Origin of the sequence: Bacillus sp. YBsi01, assembly GCF_038406745.1 — a bacterium.
GTDB lineage: Bacteria > Bacillota > Bacilli > Bacillales > Bacillaceae > Bacillus > Bacillus siamensis.
Genome location: NZ_CP151679.1, coordinates 1,983,184 through 1,999,513, shown reverse-complemented (window position 1 = coordinate 1,999,513; position 16,330 = coordinate 1,983,184). Strand labels below are relative to the sequence as shown.

The window sequence follows — 16,330 nt, the reverse complement described above, 5'->3', positions numbered from 1 at the left end:
TTGTAACCTCCTTATATTAAGCGTTAAAATAACCCTTTTTGCTTTACATATCGTATGATGGGTATAAAAAATGTGTGAGTGCCCATATTCAGGTTGGGAAAGAATAAAAAAACTGATGATGAAGGAGGCTCATTTGCTTTGCTGGTTGAAAAGAGAAGGTTTCCGTCTCCGAGCCCGCATGTCCGGCTCTTTGCGGTGTGCTATGAGTCAGAAGGGCTGAAGGTAAAGGGGCTCCTTGCCGAGCCTGCGGCGCCGGGAACATACGACGGTTTTTTATATTTGCGCGGCGGCATAAAAAATGTCGGCATGGTCCGCCCGGGAAGAATCGTTCAGTTCGCTTCCCAAGGCTTTGTCGTGTTTGCACCTTATTACAGAGGCAATCAGGGCGGCGAGGGAAATGAAGATTTTGCGGGAGAGGACAGAGAGGACGCGTTTTCCGCTTTCCGCCTGCTTCGGGATCACCCGAACGTCAGGGAAGGCCGGGTTCATATTTTCGGGTTCTCCCGGGGCGGCATCATGGGGCTTTTGACTGCGATCGAGATGGGGCATCAGGCGGCTTCGCTCGTCTCTTGGGGCGGTGTGAGTGATATGGTGCTTACTTATGAAGAGCGGAAGGATATGCGGCGGATGATGAAGCGGGTGATCGGCGGCACGCCGAAAAAGGTGCCGGATGAATACAGATGGCGCTCGCCGTTTGAAAAAGCAGACCGTATTCAAGCGCCTGTGCTGCTCATTCATGGCGAGAATGACGAAAATGTTTCGATCGAACATGCGCGGATGATTGAGGACAGGCTGAAAGAGGCGGGAAAACCGGTGGAAACCTGGTATTACAGCGGTTTTACGCATTATTTTCCGCCGCAGGAAAACAGACGCATAGTCAGGCGTCTGGCGGAATGGATGAAGACAAGGTAAGATAACGGATTTATGATATGATAATAAAGAAAAAGAGAATGAAAGGGGATTTTCATTTTGGGAATGCCTGTTGAATTTAATACAATGATTGTGACAAAAGGCAATGAAAAACGGATAGAGGAAAATATTTTTTTATTGGAGAAAGAGGGCTACCGCGTTTATCCTCTTGATATTCCGATGGACGTGCGCAAAACAAAAAACGGCGAGAAATCCGGGACCGGCGAAGTCCAAAAGCTCGAATGGGCGAACGGACGGACGAGCATTACATACAGACTCACTTCGCTTCATTCGACTAACTGAAAAAACAAAAGCCGAGGGCAGCAGCGCCCTTGGCTTTTTTGATTAAACGAGAGGCCCGCCGGCTTTGGCGATCGAGTCTGCATGAGAAAACTTTTTAAAGTTTTCTTTAAACTCATTGGCTAAAAACAGCGCCTTTTCGTTGTATGCTTTTTTATCACTCCATGTGTTTTCAGGCTGAAGAACTTCATCCGGAACGCCCGGAACGTGAACGGGACTGTGCAGGCCGAAAATGCTGTCTGCCGTCATATCTGTCTGATCAAGCGTGCCGTCAATTGCGGCTTTTACCATCGCTCTTGTATACGAAAGTTTCATCCGCTCTCCGACTCCGTACCCTCCGCCGGTCCAGCCTGTGTTGACCAGGAAGACTTGAGCGCCGTGCTCGTCGATTTTATGCCCGAGCATTTCGGCATAGACGTGAGCCGGAAGCGGCAGGAAAGGTGAACCGAAGCACGTGGAGAAAGTCGTTTGCGGAGATGTCACGCCGCGCTCGGTTCCCGCGAGTTTGCTTGTGTACCCGCTTAAGAAATGATACATTGCCTGTTCCTTCGTCAGTTTGCTGATCGGAGGGAGCACCCCGAACGCGTCCGCCGTTAAAAAGACGATCGCCTGCGGATGGCCGGCAATGCTCGGCTGCACGATATTGCCGATCATCTCAATCGGATACGCGGCTCTTGTGTTTTCCGTGTAGAAGGAATTGTCGTAATCCGCCTCACCCGTTTTTTCATCAAGCACAACATTCTCAAGAACAGACCCAAAGCGGATCGCACGAAAAATCTGCGGTTCTTTTTCTTCGCTCAGATTGATACATTTAGCATAACATCCGCCTTCAATGTTAAACACGCCGGAGTCTGACCAGCCGTGCTCGTCATCGCCGATCAGTTTCCGGTCCTCATCGGCCGAAAGCGTCGTTTTCCCCGTGCCGGAAAGACCGAAGAACAAGGCGACATCACCTTTTTCACCGACGTTGGCTGAGCAGTGCATCGGCAGAATATCTTGCTGCGGAAGAAGGAAGTTCATAATGGAGAAAATTGATTTTTTCATTTCTCCGGCGTATTCGGTGCCGCCGATTAAAATGACGCGCTTTTCGAAAGATACAATGATAAATGTTTCCGAATGCGTGCCGTCCGTCTCCGGATCCGCTTTAAAATGCGGAGCTGAGAGAATGGTAAACGGCTGTGCTTCCGGATCCCTTTCAGCCGTCTCCGGTCTGATAAACAGCTGGCGCGCGAACAGGTTGTGCCATGCAAATTCATTTACGACTGTAATCGGCAGTCTGTATTTTTCATCTGCGCCTGCGAATCCTTCAAAAACAAACAGTTCATCTCTCTGTTTTAAGTAGCTGACGACTTTGGCGTACAGCTTTTCAAACGCCTCTTCAGAAATGGGCTGGTTCACTGCGCCCCAATCAATTTGATTTTCTGTGCTTTTTTCACGAACGATAAATTTATCTTTAGGTGATCGCCCCGTATATGCACCGGTAGTGGCGCGTACGGCGCCCGTAGATGTCAGTGTGCCTTCATTTCGGGTGATCACTTTTTCGGTAAGTTTTGGCGCCGATAAATTATGATGCACATTTGGACTTGCGAGTAGTGCTTGAAGATCTGCGGTTAAATCAACTAATTTCATAAAACCCTTCCTTTGCCGGTTTATTTGTATTTCGCTGAATGTGGAATTAGTATAACACATATATAAAAATAGTCTATACTGTTTATTGTTTTTTGTTTGTGTTTTTCCATTGCTTCCTGAAATAAAGGCGCGTAATCGCTTTAATTCATATTGACACTTTCCGCCCTTTTACGATAAGATATTTCATTGAGCGGATACTCTTATCCCGAGCTGGCGGAGGGACAGGCCCGATGAAGCCCAGCAACCGGTTTCTCTGTAAAAAAGCAGGTGAAAACACTGTGGGAAACCAAGGTGCTAACCTGATGCAAGGTTTAATATTTCCTTGAGCGATAAGAGTGAAAGGCACACAGACCAAACCCTTTCCTCGAGTGGAAAAGGTTTTTTTATTTCATAAAATATGCCAATTAACATTCTCTGATATAGTATGACATTGTATTAAGAGGGAGCGAGTTCCGTATCATATGAGAAGGTCTTTCAAAAGATCTTTTTTCAGGAGGAAAAGTGAATGAGTAAAAACCGTCGACTATTTACATCTGAATCTGTTACTGAGGGTCATCCGGATAAAATCTGTGACCAAATTTCTGACAGCATCTTAGATGAGATTTTAAAAAAAGACCCGAACGCGCGCGTAGCCTGTGAAACATCTGTAACGACAGGCCTTGTGCTGGTAAGCGGAGAGATTACAACATCAACATACGTTGACATTCCGAAAACAGTCCGTGAAACGATTAAAGAAATCGGCTACACACGGGCAAAATACGGATTTGATGCGGAGACTTGCGCTGTTTTAACATCAATTGATGAACAGTCTGCGGATATCGCGATGGGTGTCGATCAGGCTCTTGAAGCGCGTGAAGGCACAATGAGCGATGCTGAAATCGAAGCTATCGGAGCGGGTGACCAAGGTCTGATGTTCGGTTATGCGTGTAACGAAACGAAAGAGCTTATGCCGCTTCCGATCTCTTTGGCGCATAAATTGGCCCGCCGTTTGAGCGAAGTCCGCAAAGAAGACATTCTTCCGTACCTTCGCCCTGACGGAAAAACGCAAGTTACCGTTGAATATGATGAAAACAATAAGCCGGTCCGCATCGATGCGATCGTCATCTCAACTCAGCACCATCCGGAAATTACGCTTGAGCAGATTCAGCGCAATCTGAAAGAGCATGTCATTAACCCTGTCGTGCCTGAGGAACTGATTGATGACGAAACAAAATACTTCATCAACCCTACGGGACGTTTCGTAATCGGCGGTCCTCAAGGCGATGCGGGACTTACCGGCCGTAAAATCATCGTTGACACATACGGCGGATATGCACGCCACGGCGGCGGTGCATTCTCCGGTAAGGATGCGACGAAAGTAGACCGTTCAGCGGCTTACGCTGCGAGATACGTAGCGAAAAACATCGTGGCTGCAGGACTTGCTGATTCTTGTGAAGTGCAGCTTGCATACGCAATCGGCGTGGCGCAGCCTGTATCTATTTCCATCAATACATTTGATACAGGAAAAGCTTCTGAAGAGAAACTGATCGAAGTCGTACGGAATAACTTCGACCTGAGACCTGCCGGCATTATTAAAATGCTTGATTTGCGCCGTCCGATCTATAAACAGACTGCCGCTTACGGCCACTTCGGACGTCACGATGTGGATCTTCCTTGGGAGCGTACTGACAAGGCGGATGCGCTTCGCAAAGAAGCACTAGGAGAATAATTTTATAGCCGCTTATTTAAGCGGCTTTCCCTTTTTGCAGATGCTGCCATGCTTATTTTTTACATAGCGTGAAACCAATGGCGTAACAAAGCGTCTATAAAAAGGGGGTTCAATTAGAAAATTACACTTATGGAGGCTATACTATGTGTGGATTTGTCGGTGTTTTTAATAAGCATCCATTAACTCAAACCGCAGATCAAGAAGAGCTAATCAAACAAATGAACCAAATGATCGTTCACCGCGGTCCTGACAGCGATGGGTATTATCATGATGAGCACGTCGGATTCGGCTTCAGACGGCTCAGTATTATTGACGTAGAAAACGGCGGACAGCCTTTATCATATGAAGATGAGAAATATTGGATCATTTTTAACGGCGAAATCTATAACTACATTGAATTGAGAGAAGAGCTTGAAGCGAAAGGCTACACTTTCAATACAGATTCCGATACAGAGGTGCTCCTTGCGACATACCGTCATTATAAAGAAGAAGCTGCTTCAAAGCTTCGCGGAATGTTTGCGTTTTTAATCTGGAACAAAACTGACCGTGTCATGTACGGCGCGAGAGACCCGTTCGGCATTAAACCGCTGTATTACACAACCATCGGGGACAAAGTGTATTTTGCATCTGAAAGAAAAAGTTTAATGGCCGCTCAAAACGGTATTGATCTCGATAAAGCTTCTTTACAGCAATATATGTCTTTCCAATTCGTCCCTGAACCGAGCACGCTTGACGCTGAAGTGAAAAAAGTCGAGCCGGGCAGCCAGTTTACGATCCGCCCGGAAGGCGAAATCGCGTTTAAAACGTATTTCAAAGCGAACTTTAAGCCTGTTCAGTCCGATGAAGATAAATTGGTGAAAGAAGTCAGAGACGCAATCTTTGACTCTGTCAAAGTCCACATGAGAAGTGACGTTCCTGTCGGTTCGTTTCTATCCGGCGGCATCGACTCTTCTTTTATCGTCTCAGTTGCGAAAGAATTTCACCCGAACCTTAAAACATTTTCTGTCGGCTTTGAACAGCAGGGCTTCAGTGAGGTTGACGTAGCGAAGGAAACAGCTGCCGCGCTCGGGATTGAAAATATCAGCAAAGTCATTTCTCCTGAGGAGTATATGAACGAGCTTCCGAAAATCGTCTGGCACTTTGATGACCCGCTTGCAGATCCGGCGGCGATTCCTTTGTATTTTGTCGCGAAAGAAGCGAAAAAGCATGTAACGGTCGCATTATCCGGGGAAGGCGCGGACGAGCTGTTCGGCGGGTACAATATTTACCGCGAACCGCTGTCTCTTAAACCGTTTGAACGCATTCCGTCCGGTCTGAAAAAAATGCTTCTTCATGTGGCGTCCGTCATGCCCGAGGGAATGAGAGGAAAAAGCCTCTTAGTCCGCGGCTGCACACCGCTTGAGGACCGTTATATCGGGAATGCGAAGATTTTTGAAGAGCCAGTGAAAAAACAGCTGCTCAAACATTACAACCCAGAGCTTTCATACCGTGATGTTACGAAGCCGTACTTTACGGAAAGCCGTTCATACAGCGACATTAATAAAATGCAGTATGTTGACATTCACACGTGGATGCGCGGCGATATCCTGTTAAAGGCTGACAAAATGACGATGGCCAATTCATTGGAGCTGCGCGTGCCGTTCCTTGATAAAGTCGTGTTTGACGTGGCATCTAAAATTCCGGATGAACTGAAAACGAAAAACGGTACGACGAAATACCTTCTGCGTAAAGCCGCTGAAGGAGTTGTGCCTGATCATGTGCTGAACCGCAAAAAACTCGGTTTCCCTGTGCCGATCCGCCACTGGCTGAAAAATGAAATGAACGAATGGGTGCGCAACATCATTCGTGAAAGTGAAACAGACGCTTATATTGAAAAGGATTATGTCCTTCAGCTTCTGGAAGATCATTGCGCAGACAGAGCGGACAACAGCCGCAAAATCTGGACCGTGCTGATCTTCATGATCTGGCACAGCATCAATGTCGAAAAAAGACTGGTGCCGGAAGAGCTGAATCATCAGCCGAAAGAAGTCATTTTCGTTTAATCCAAAAGGCTTTCGATGTTATCGAAAGCCTTTTTTCTATTGTTTTATGCAAACCGTCTATTCCGCTATGTTTTCAGTAAAGTATTACGCAATATTCAGAAAAAGGTTATAATAGGACTAATCGGGCAGATGCCGGAAAGTGCTTTCTGGCTATTTCGTCTCGGTTTGTTACTTTTCTGTCAAAATCAGGGGGGAGAGTTATGCAAAACAAAGGAAAAACGCTTCACCGCGGTTTGGAAGAGAGGCATATCTCGCTTATGTCTTTGGGCGCCGCGATAGGGGTCGGACTGTTTCTCGGGTCAGCTTCTGCCATAAAGCTTGCAGGACCGGGGATTTTAGCCGCTTACGCCTGCAGCGGGCTGATTATGTTTTTTATTATGCGGGCATTAGGGGAAATGGCGATTCAAAAGCCTGTTGCCGGCTCATTCAGCCGCTATGCAAGAGATTATCTCGGGCCGCTGGCCGGTTTTTTAACAGGCTGGAATTATTGGTTTTTATGGGTCGTGACCTGTATGGCGGAAATCACCGCGGTCGGCATTTATATGGGCTACTGGTTCCCTGACGTGCCGTCATGGATCTGGGCGCTTTGTGCACTCGTCATTATGACAGCTGTCAACTTTCTGGCGGTCAAAGCGTATGGTGAACTTGAATTCTGGTTTGCACTCATTAAAGTCTTGGCGATTCTGTCAATGATTGCGATCGGTCTGGTGATGATCGTATTCGGTCTCGGAAACGGAGGCGTCGCGCTTGGAATCAGCAATTTATGGAGCAACGGCGGCTTTTTCCCGAATGGGATTAAAGGGGTGCTGCTGTCGCTGCAGATGGTCATGTTTGCATATCTCGGAATTGAGCTGATCGGTGTCACAGCCGGTGAGGTCAAAAATCCGGAAAAATCATTGGCGCGGGCCATTGATACTGTTTTTTGGCGCATTCTCATTTTTTACGTCGGAGCTTTATTTGTCATTATGTCAATTTATCCGTGGCAGGAAATCGGTTCAGGCGGAAGTCCGTTTGTTTTGACATTTGAAAAAATCGGAATTCCCGCAGCAGCCGGAATCATTAATTTTGTCGTTTTGACAGCGGCTCTTTCTTCCTGCAACAGCGGAATCTTCAGCACGGGACGCATGCTGTTTAATCTCGCGGAGCAAAATGAAGCCCCAAAAGCCTATGGCACGGTCACAAAAGGCGGCGTGCCGGGAAAAGCGGTATTGGTTTCAGCGGGTGCGTTATGCATCGGCGTTCTGCTGAACTACGTGGTGCCGGCGAAAGTGTTTACGTGGGTGACAAGCATTGCGACGTTCGGAGCAATTTGGACATGGGCGATTATTTTGCTTTCCCAAATGAAATACCGTAAAAGTTTACAGCCGGAAGAACGGAAAAAACTAAAATATAAAATGCCTTTATACCCTTTTTCCTCATACATCTCACTGGCTTTTCTCGCATTTGTCGTTGTGCTGATGGCTTTTGATGCAGAAACCAGGGTGGCTGTCATCATCGGCCCTGCCTGGTTCGGCATTTTATTAGCAGCCTATTACGGGAAAGGCTTCCACAAAAGAAAACACATAAACCTGGAAAATGGACAGACATTCGCCGAAAAAGCGTAAAAAAAGAGCCCGCTGAAATGGGCTCTTTTTTCATAGGATCGGGTAAAAGGGGGAAGAATAAAACAAATTCCTGAACATTTTGCTACTGTTTCCTGACAATCAGCGGAACGCAAATGGTTATTACTTAAATAATATTTTGAAAAATGGTACAGTAGTAAAACAAAGCTGATCTTTTTTATTTCTCTTGCAGTGTTTTATAGTATCGGCCTTTTTCAACATATTCTGATCTGATTCTCTCCATGTCCCGTATGTCTTCTTCTGTCAGCCGGCGGATGACCTTTGCGGGCCGGCCGAACGCAAGACAGCCGGGAGGAATGGTTTTGCCCGGAGGAACGAGACTTCCGGCGCCGATAAACGCGCCTTCTCCGATTTCCGCCCCGTCCAGAATGACGGAGCCCATACCGATTAAAGCATTCTTTCTGATGACTGCGCTGTGCAGTGTAACCTGATGGCCGATCGTGACGTCATCTTCAATAAGAAGCGGGAGCCCGGGACTTTGATGCAGACAGCTCAAGTCTTGTATGCTGACTCTTTTTCCGATCCTTGTCGGCGCAACATCCCCGCGGATGACGGCTGAGAACCAAATGCTTGATTGTTCTCCGATCACGACGTCACCCGTAATGACGGCGTTATCCGCAATAAACGCATCAGGATGTATATCCGGCGTAAATTGTTTATAAGGGTAGATTATCATGTCTCATCCTTCTTTCTTTAAATTTATGTAAGAGGTGAACTGCATGTGGACTTGGAAAGCAGACAGGCCCGTCGGTACCATTGTCATCATCCACGGGGCAAGCGAATATCACGGGCGTTATAAATGGCTCGTTGAAATGTGGAGATCTTCCGGATATAACGTGGTGATGGGCGATTTGCCGGGTCAGGGAACATCCACCCGCGCCAGAGGGCATATTCGCTCTTTCCAAGAATACATTGATGAAGTAGATATATGGATTGATCAAGCGAGAACGCTTGAAGCACCCGTTTTCCTTTTGGGCCACAGCATGGGCGGACTGATTGCGATAGAATGGTTTAAGCAGCAGAGAAATCCCCGCATTACGGCACTCATTTTATCATCACCTTGTCTCGGGCTGCAAATAAAAGTCAATAAAGTGCTTGATTTTGCGTCTAAAGGGCTGAATGTCCTCGCTCCGTCCATCAGAGTGGACTCCGGTTTATCGCCTGATATGGCGACGAGGAATGCGGATATGATTGAAGCGGATCAAAACGATTCTTTATATGTCACGAAAGTATCTGTAAGATGGTACAGAGAGCTTATAAAAACGATTGACGCTGCTATGGTGCCGACTGATGCGTTTTTAAAGGTGCCGCTTTTGCTTATGCAGGGCGGTGATGACAAAATCGTCGATAAAATGAAAGTCCGCAAATGGTTTTCCGGTGTGGCTTCCCATAATAAGTCTTACCGGGAGTGGGAAGGGCTTTATCATGAAATTTTCAATGAACCGGAAAGAGAAGCTGTGTTTAAGGCGGCGAAAGCCTTTACAGATCAGTATATTTGAATTCGCTGGAGGTGCATATGTTGACAGTACCGGAACATCCTTTTAACCTTATGGCAAAAGTGTATCGGGAAATTTTTCCGCTCGTTCATCAGGAATTGAATATGTGGCGGGAAAAATCAGATTCCATTAAAAATACCGAGCTGCGGCAGCAGGCGGCCGCAAGTATCCGTGATAAATCGTTTCATTGTGAAGGCGGCGGCATTTTAGCACTGCTGTCGGGAGAGCAAAAAGAGAAGTGCGTGCAATTTATCATTGCGTATCAGACGATCAGTGATTATCTGGACAATCTGTGCGACCGCAGCACATCGCTTGACCCGGAGGATTTCCGCATGCTTCACCTTTCCATGCGTGACGCGCTGACGGTCGGTGCAGAGGTGCAGCCGTACTATCAGTACAGAGAGGAGCAGGATGACGGCGGTTATCTTCATGAGCTGGTCAAAACATGCCAGCGGGTGCTTGGGTCAATAGAACATTACAGCCTTATTAAACCGTATCTGCTTGAGCTGTGCGATTATTATTGCGATCTTCAGGTTCATAAGCATGTCGTAGAACATGAACGCGTTCCGAGGCTTAAAGCCTGGTTTGAGCAGTATCAGTCAAAGCTTCCGGAAATGGAATGGTTTGAATTTTCGGCCTGCGCCGGATCGACATTAGGCATTTTCTGTCTCGTTGCTTATTCATTCCAGCCTGATTTTAACGAACATACCGCTGAGAAAATCCGCAGCAGTTATTTTCCGTACATACAAGGCTTGCACATTCTGCTCGATTATTTAATTGACCAGGAAGAGGATCTGCTTGAAGGCGATTTGAATTTCTGTACGTATTATCAGTCTCATGAAGAAATGATGCAGAGACTGAAGCATTTTATTGAAAAAGCGGATGAACATCTGCACGGCATTCCGCATGAAAACTTTCACCGGCTGATTAACAGGGGGCTGCTCGGCGTCTATTTATCCGATGACAAAGTCGCCAGCCAAAAAGAAATGGGCCGCCTCGCGCGAAAGCTGATCAGAGCAAGCGGAAAAACGTCATTTTTCTTTTATATCAACGGAAGAGCCTACCGCAAATTTCAGAAGATGGCTTGGACGAAAAGTTCATAATGGGTGAACTGCGCCTTTCTCATGAAGGCGCGGTTTTTTTATTCTTAGAATGAAACATTGTTTGCGCAGGCATAATATGATACTTTAATTTTATGAAAAAATTAAAGTATTTAGTCATCATAGGATTAATTTCCATGACGGCCGGCTGCTCCGTCATACATGCTTCCGCCGGCTATCATCCCGTATTAATAGCTCACAGGGGCTCTTCTGCGATTGAACCGGAACATACCGCTTTATCCTATGCACGTGCCATTAAAGACAAAGCAGACTATATTGAGATAGACTTAAGAGTGACAAAGGACGGCCATCTGATTGCAATTCATGATAAAACAGTCGATCGGACAACTGATGGTAAAGGTTTGACAGAGGATCTGTCTTTGGCTGAGGTCAAAAAACTGAATGCCGGAAAAGGAGAAAAGATTTTAACGATTGAAGAAATCATAGAAAAATTCGGACAAACTGCCAATTACTATATTGAGACAAGAGAAAGCAACGGCAGCTTGGTAATGGAAAAGAAGCTGATTGACATATTACAAAAATATAAGCTGATTTCCAGTCATAAAGCAGTCATTGAATCCTTTAGCGAGAAGAGCTTAAAGAAAGTTCGATCTATGAATAAAAGCGTTCCTCTTGTTCGGTTATTAAAAGATAAAGAGGCTGAGAACATAAATGATAAGCAGCTGCAAGCCATCAGAACATATGCTGATACAGTCGGTCTTAATGCTAAATTAACAAATGAAGCCGCCGTCAAACGTATCCACCACAATAAGATGAAGGTTCACGTCTTTTTTGATAAGGAAGATGAGCGGGCGCTGACGCCGATTATGCTGAAACAAAAAGTAGATGGGGTATTTACAAATAATCCTGCGTATACACGTAACGTGCTGCAAAAGCAGTAAATAAAAAGAGACATGCAATTTACGCTGTCTCTTTTTTTAATGTTTTCTTTTTTGCCGCAAGGTGCATTGCAAATTTGCCGATCAGCCCGATGACGAAAAATGCGGCAAACCACCAATAATAGGTTTTTGCGAACTCAAATCCTAAATGTCTTGATAAGATGATGACGAACATGACATAGGGAACACTGGAAAATATGATGCGAAGAATATTCAAACTGCTGCTCCTCCCGGATGTTACATTTAAACATGTACTTTTTTCCATTATTCATGGTAAGGGACTTTCGAAAAAATGTAAACACCATTCACAAAAAGAATCGGCCCGCTTATGACAGGCCGATTCTTTATTTGGCGGCAGATTTCTTTTCAATCGCTATAATAAACGGCGGATCGTTTCGCTGATTGAGAAAGCCGTAGCTCAGCACGCGCGCCTTTTCCTGATCTAGGTTTTCGCAATACTTTAGAAGCGCATTCTTTTCCGTCTTGCCTTCAGGATGCCCGTGGTACACAACGAGAACGATCAGCCCGTTTTCCTTCAGCAGTTCAAGGAGCTGTTCGATGGCAGAAATGGTAGAACGGCCGTTTGTCGTAATGCTTTTATCGCCGCCGGGCAGATAGCCGAGATTAAACACCGCACAAGCCACATGCCCGTGCGCTTCCTTGGGCAGAGCGGCCTTGATTTGATCATGGCTCTTATGGTGAAGCGTGACGCGCGGGCTGAAGGCGGCACCGAGCCGCTCCTTCGTTTTGGCGAGTGCGTCCGCTTGAATATCGAAGGCATGAACATGTCCTGTCTCACCGACAAGGCCTGCCAGAAAATATGTATCATGTCCGTTGCCCATCGTCGCGTCAACCGTGATATCTCCTTCTTGAGCGGCTGACTTCAGCAATTCTTTACTGAAAGGGAGGATATGCATCAAGGTCATAGGGCAGTCTCCTCCCCGATTTTCCTGAAATGCTTTCCTTGATAGCTTCCCCGTGCTTCCAGCTCTTTTTGAATGGCGCCCAGTACTTCCCACTTGTTGACGCTCCACATCGGCCCGACCATTAATTCAATCGGCCCGTCTCCCGTAATGCGGTGAACGATCATTTCCGGGGGAATGATTTCGAGCTGATCACATACAAGCTGGACATATTCTTCCTGAGAAAGGAATTCAAGCTTTCCTTTTTCATACTGCTTCACCATCGGTGTGCCTTTTAATAAATGAAGCAGGTGAATTTTAATGCCTTGAACATCCAAATCGGCAACCGCTTTGGCCGTGTCCATCATCATGTCCCTGTTTTCGAGCGGAAGCCCGTTAATGATATGGGAACAAACGCGGATGCCGTGTTTTCTCAGCTTATTGACGCCCTCAACATAGCAGTCAAAATCATGGGCGCGGTTGATCAGAAGGGCGGTCCGCTCATGTACGGTCTGCAGCCCGAGCTCAACCCACAAATATGTCCGCTCATTCAGTTCGGCTAAATATTCCACCACATCATCGGGCAGGCAGTCCGGACGGGTTGCGATAGACATGCCGACAACGCCGTCAAGCTTGAGTACGGATTCAAATTTCTCACGCAGCTCCTCTACCGGAGCATGCGTATTCGTGAACGCTTGAAAATAGGCGATATATTTGCCGTCTTTCCACTTTTCGTGCATGCGGTTTTTGATATCGTGAAATTGCGTGATTAAGTCATCGGCCCGATTGCCGGCAAAATCGCCGGAGCCCGCAGCGCTGCAGAACGTGCAGCCGCCGTGTGCGACCGTGCCGTCCCGATTCGGACAGTCAAAACCGCCGTCAAGCGCGACTTTAAACACTTTATGTCCGAAATGCTCCCGCAGATGATAATTTAATGTATGGTACCGTTTTTCCGTATTTGAATAAGGAAAAGGGTTATTCTCGTTCAATGTTCAAAAAGCCTCCCTCACATCAGATGCATCCTAAAATTGTAGCATGAATGACAGAGAGGAACAATGAAACAATTATGGAACGGTCAAGACGTAATATCTACCTGGCTTTTCTGTTGTTGTTTTAATCTTTTTGGAGATATATCACTGAACAGTGCAAAAATAATTCCTAATATAAGAATTAAACCGCCTGCTTTGAAAGTAATATTAAAACTGTCACTTATTTTTTCATTATATATATTTGAAATTTTTTTCTGGAGGGCGATAACTTCCTTCTTTTGAATATCGAAGCTTCTTTGAACTTTTTCCTTATATGGGTCAGGAGTTACTGAGAGAATTTCATCCTCTTTTTTGTTTAATTCTGCAATACTTTTTTTCCGATCGAAACCTTTACCGTCAGAATGCTTTAAATGGGTTATTATTTCTTTTTTTGCATTCTTATCAAAAACCTGGTTGTTTTCTACAATTTTAATGGCTTCTTTTTTGGCGGAAACTGTCTGATCATTTATATTCATTGTAAGCACAGATGTAAGTATCGCGATGCCTAGTGCCTGACCAACTGTTCTCATCATATTAAGAATACCAGAAGCAATTCCTACTTTTTCAGGAGGAATAAGTCGTATCCCTGAACTCATAGCCGGACCTATTACAAGCCCTAAGGCTAAGCCGGTCAGACATAATAGAATAATTACTGTTGTTATAGAACTGTCGTATCGTATGTATCCATATAAATATGTTGTGATTGTTAAACCGAGCATTCCTAAGCCCGAAAGCCAAATGCCCCCGAGTTTATCAGATAGCTTTCCGGAAAGGACAGAGGTAAACATAGATGATAGAGCTAATGTAGAAACAATTAACCCTGCTTCTAATTCAGTTTTCCCCATTAAATTCGTGAGGAGTAAAGTAATAATAAGGGTACCGCTTGTTAATCCAAGGCCTTGCATAAAGAGGGTGAAAGAACTGAAACTAAACGTACGTATCTTCAGCATGGATAAGGGAATCATCGGGTGTTTAATTTTAGATTCAATAAAGAAAAACAAACAGAATAATAATACAGAGATTACAAATAGAGTGATAATTAATGATGATGACCAGCCTAAGTCAGATACTTTTGCAAAACCAAAGGTTAAACAGAAAAGAGCTCCGGATAAAATAATAATTCCAATATAATCAATTTTTTTACTTACTGTCTCATCGTAACTCTCAGTAATAAAAAATGCTGCTAAAAAAAGAGAAATCAGACCTAAAGGAATATTTATGAAGAAGATAGCTTGCCAATTAAAATTTTCAGTTAATAATCCTCCAAGAACAGGTCCTAAAGTAGCTGCTAATCCTGAGAAAGCCCCCCAAACTCCAATGATCAATCCTTTTTTATTTGGAGGAACGATGGCCAAAGCAATAGGCATTGTAACTGGCACAATGAAAGCAGCAGATAATCCCTGAATCACTCTAATTGTGATAAGCATTTCAATTGAAGTGCTCAAACAGGCAATAACCGATGTCAAAATAAAAAGTGCTAATCCAAATATAAAAGCTTTTTTTCTTCCAAAATGGTCTGCCAGTTTTGAGGCACCTACTAATAATACTGCAAAAGCTAAAGTATAACCTGTAGCCACCCAAGCTACTTGAGAAAGGTTGCTTGAAAAATAATCCAGCATCTTAGGTAAGGCTATATTTACTATAGTGGTGTCCATTACCGAAATGAATGTACCTAATAATAATGCAGATAACATAATTAATTTTTTGAAATTCAATATACATACAGCTCCTTTTAGAAAACAATCTAATAAAAACTTTGACATATGTCTAAAAACATAATAAGAAAAAAAATCATTGGTGTCAATATTATTCATAATATGGTTTTTGGATCCAATATATTATAAAATAACAAACTTTATTAAGATAACCGTTACTTTAAATCTATTAAAATTCCAAATTAATACTTTACAAATAGACAATAATTCCTTATTATTATTTAAAAGTTGGTTTTTCATGGGTTTTTTTGAAAAAGGAGGAGCTAATGACCTATCCAATTAAACTTTTTTGCATTCCGCATGCTGGAGGATTGTCAAGTATTTATAGTGAATGGAGTAACTCAGTTGGGCCAGAAATTGAACTAATACCTGTGGAGCTAGCAGGAAGAGGTTCTAGATTTTCTGAAAAGCCCTACAAAACAATAGATCAGGCTATAGATGATATTACAGAATTAATATTAAGAAAGTGTGATAATAAGTGCTATGCAATTTACGGCCATAGTATGGGTGCATATATATCGTATGAAGTAATACTTAAATTAATGAAACTTACAGATAATCTTCCTCAGCATTTATTTGTATCTGGCAAAGGCGCACCTTATTTAACTAAGGAAACATTTATAAGCGGTCTTCCTGATAAACAAGTTATTCAATGGTTAAACAAATTAGGGGGGATTCCCAAGGATCTTATGGAGAATTATGAACTAATGAAACTATTTCTGCCAGTAATAAGAAATGATTATAAACTAATAGAAAGTTACAACCACAACATCAAAAAAAAATTATCAAATGTTACATTAACTGTTTTAACAGGCAAGTTTGATGAATCATTAACTATAAGAGAAGTTGAAGGGTGGAAAGAATATTCAGATAAGGAGGTTGACGTATACCAGATTAACGGAGGGCATTTCTTTATTAATGAATCCGTTACAGAAGTTATATCAATTATTAAAGATAAATTATTAGTTTAAGTATGGAGG

General features: G+C 44.2%; 15 protein-coding genes and 1 riboswitch. Of the genes, 9 read left to right on the top strand and 6 right to left on the bottom strand.

Features of this window, described 5'->3' with window-relative positions; genetic code table 11:
* Window positions 1–138: 138 nt before the first annotated feature.
* Window positions 139–912: a prolyl oligopeptidase family serine peptidase gene (locus AADZ70_RS09860; RefSeq protein WP_016938483.1), complete on the top strand. Its 774-nt coding sequence runs from the start codon at window positions 139–141 to the stop codon at window positions 910–912.
* Window positions 913–969: 57 nt separating this feature from the next.
* The gene (locus AADZ70_RS09855) at window positions 970–1,212 is read left to right on the top strand and encodes a DUF2584 domain-containing protein (RefSeq protein WP_013353269.1); all 243 of its coding nucleotides are present in this window, start codon (window positions 970–972) and stop codon (window positions 1,210–1,212) included.
* 42 nt (window positions 1,213–1,254) lie between these two features.
* On the opposite strand, the gene pckA is transcribed toward AADZ70_RS09855, so the two are convergent.
* Window positions 1,255–2,838, bottom strand: coding sequence for a phosphoenolpyruvate carboxykinase (ATP) (gene pckA / locus AADZ70_RS09850; RefSeq protein WP_049627222.1), 1,584 nt, complete (start codon window positions 2,836–2,838; stop codon window positions 1,255–1,257).
* 197 nt (window positions 2,839–3,035) lie between these two features.
* A riboswitch (SAM riboswitch) is annotated at window positions 3,036–3,174 on the top strand.
* Window positions 3,175–3,343: 169 nt separating this feature from the next.
* Here pckA and metK point away from each other — a divergent pair.
* From metK to alaP, 3 genes are all read left to right on the top strand, one after another.
* A complete protein-coding gene (gene metK, locus AADZ70_RS09845; RefSeq protein ID WP_016938485.1) occupies window positions 3,344–4,546 on the top strand; it encodes a methionine adenosyltransferase in 1,203 nt (400 codons plus the stop codon).
* A 143-nt stretch (window positions 4,547–4,689) separates the two neighbouring features.
* Window positions 4,690–6,588: an asparagine synthase (glutamine-hydrolyzing) gene (asnB, locus tag AADZ70_RS09840; protein WP_016938486.1), complete on the top strand. Its 1,899-nt coding sequence runs from the start codon at window positions 4,690–4,692 to the stop codon at window positions 6,586–6,588.
* A 200-nt stretch (window positions 6,589–6,788) separates the two neighbouring features.
* On the top strand, window positions 6,789–8,192 hold the full coding sequence (gene alaP, locus AADZ70_RS09835; RefSeq protein ID WP_342006979.1) for an alanine permease AlaP: 1,404 nt from the start codon (window positions 6,789–6,791) through the stop codon (window positions 8,190–8,192).
* A gap of 175 nt (window positions 8,193–8,367) precedes the next feature.
* Here alaP and AADZ70_RS09830 read toward each other — a convergent pair whose 3' ends face one another.
* Entirely contained in the window at window positions 8,368–8,883 is a 516-nt protein-coding gene (locus AADZ70_RS09830; protein ID WP_342008055.1) for a gamma carbonic anhydrase family protein, read from the bottom strand.
* A 46-nt stretch (window positions 8,884–8,929) separates the two neighbouring features.
* On the opposite strand from AADZ70_RS09830, the gene AADZ70_RS09825 reads away from it, so the two are divergent.
* The 3 genes from AADZ70_RS09825 (at window position 8,930) to AADZ70_RS09815 (ending at window position 11,708) form a co-directional block, all read left to right on the top strand.
* On the top strand, window positions 8,930–9,709 hold the full coding sequence (locus AADZ70_RS09825) for an alpha/beta hydrolase (RefSeq protein ID WP_049627221.1): 780 nt from the start codon (window positions 8,930–8,932) through the stop codon (window positions 9,707–9,709).
* 20 nt (window positions 9,710–9,729) lie between these two features.
* A complete protein-coding gene (locus AADZ70_RS09820; RefSeq protein ID WP_029575344.1) occupies window positions 9,730–10,809 on the top strand; it encodes a tetraprenyl-beta-curcumene synthase family protein in 1,080 nt (359 codons plus the stop codon).
* 92 nt (window positions 10,810–10,901) lie between these two features.
* Window positions 10,902–11,708 (top strand): glycerophosphodiester phosphodiesterase family protein, encoded by an 807-nt coding sequence (locus AADZ70_RS09815; protein WP_342006978.1) that lies wholly within the window; start codon window positions 10,902–10,904, stop codon window positions 11,706–11,708.
* Between the two features lie 19 nt (window positions 11,709–11,727).
* On the opposite strand, the gene AADZ70_RS09810 is transcribed toward AADZ70_RS09815, so the two are convergent.
* The 4 genes from AADZ70_RS09810 to AADZ70_RS09795 form a co-directional block, all read right to left on the bottom strand.
* A complete protein-coding gene (locus tag AADZ70_RS09810; protein ID WP_095241463.1) occupies window positions 11,728–11,922 on the bottom strand; it encodes a hypothetical protein in 195 nt (64 codons plus the stop codon).
* Between the two features lie 127 nt (window positions 11,923–12,049).
* A complete protein-coding gene (locus AADZ70_RS09805; RefSeq protein WP_326352368.1) occupies window positions 12,050–12,631 on the bottom strand; it encodes a class I SAM-dependent methyltransferase in 582 nt (193 codons plus the stop codon).
* Window positions 12,628–13,596 carry a TIGR01212 family radical SAM protein gene (locus tag AADZ70_RS09800; protein ID WP_342006977.1) on the bottom strand — a complete coding sequence of 323 codons (969 nt, stop codon included), beginning with the start codon at window positions 13,594–13,596 and terminating at the stop codon, window positions 12,628–12,630. Before AADZ70_RS09800 ends, AADZ70_RS09805 begins: the two co-directional genes overlap by 4 nt.
* An 86-nt stretch (window positions 13,597–13,682) precedes the next feature.
* Entirely contained in the window at window positions 13,683–15,350 is a 1,668-nt protein-coding gene (locus AADZ70_RS09795; RefSeq protein ID WP_342006976.1) for an MFS transporter, read from the bottom strand.
* A gap of 266 nt (window positions 15,351–15,616) precedes the next feature.
* Here AADZ70_RS09795 and AADZ70_RS09790 point away from each other — a divergent pair, with 266 nt between their 5' ends.
* Window positions 15,617–16,321 (top strand): thioesterase domain-containing protein, encoded by a 705-nt coding sequence (locus tag AADZ70_RS09790; RefSeq protein WP_342006975.1) that lies wholly within the window; start codon window positions 15,617–15,619, stop codon window positions 16,319–16,321.
* The last annotated feature ends 9 nt before the right edge of the window (window positions 16,322–16,330 follow it).

What these genes read in the sequence shown, in the direction of transcription:
- alaP (WP_342006979.1), top strand. Translation starts at nt 6,789, where the DNA reads ATGCAAAACAAAGGAAAAACGCTTCACCGCGGTTTGGAAGAGAGGCAT.
- AADZ70_RS09805 (WP_326352368.1), bottom strand. Translation starts at nt 12,631, where the DNA reads ATGACCTTGATGCATATCCTCCCTTTCAGTAAAGAATTGCTGAAGTCA.
- AADZ70_RS09790 (WP_342006975.1), top strand. Translation starts at nt 15,617, where the DNA reads ATGACCTATCCAATTAAACTTTTTTGCATTCCGCATGCTGGAGGATTG.
- AADZ70_RS09815 (WP_342006978.1), top strand. Translation starts at nt 10,902, where the DNA reads ATGAAAAAATTAAAGTATTTAGTCATCATAGGATTAATTTCCATGACG.
- asnB (WP_016938486.1), top strand. Translation starts at nt 4,690, where the DNA reads ATGTGTGGATTTGTCGGTGTTTTTAATAAGCATCCATTAACTCAAACC.
- pckA (WP_049627222.1), bottom strand. Translation starts at nt 2,838, where the DNA reads ATGAAATTAGTTGATTTAACCGCAGATCTTCAAGCACTACTCGCAAGT.
- metK (WP_016938485.1), top strand. Translation starts at nt 3,344, where the DNA reads ATGAGTAAAAACCGTCGACTATTTACATCTGAATCTGTTACTGAGGGT.
- AADZ70_RS09825 (WP_049627221.1), top strand. Translation starts at nt 8,930, where the DNA reads ATGTGGACTTGGAAAGCAGACAGGCCCGTCGGTACCATTGTCATCATC.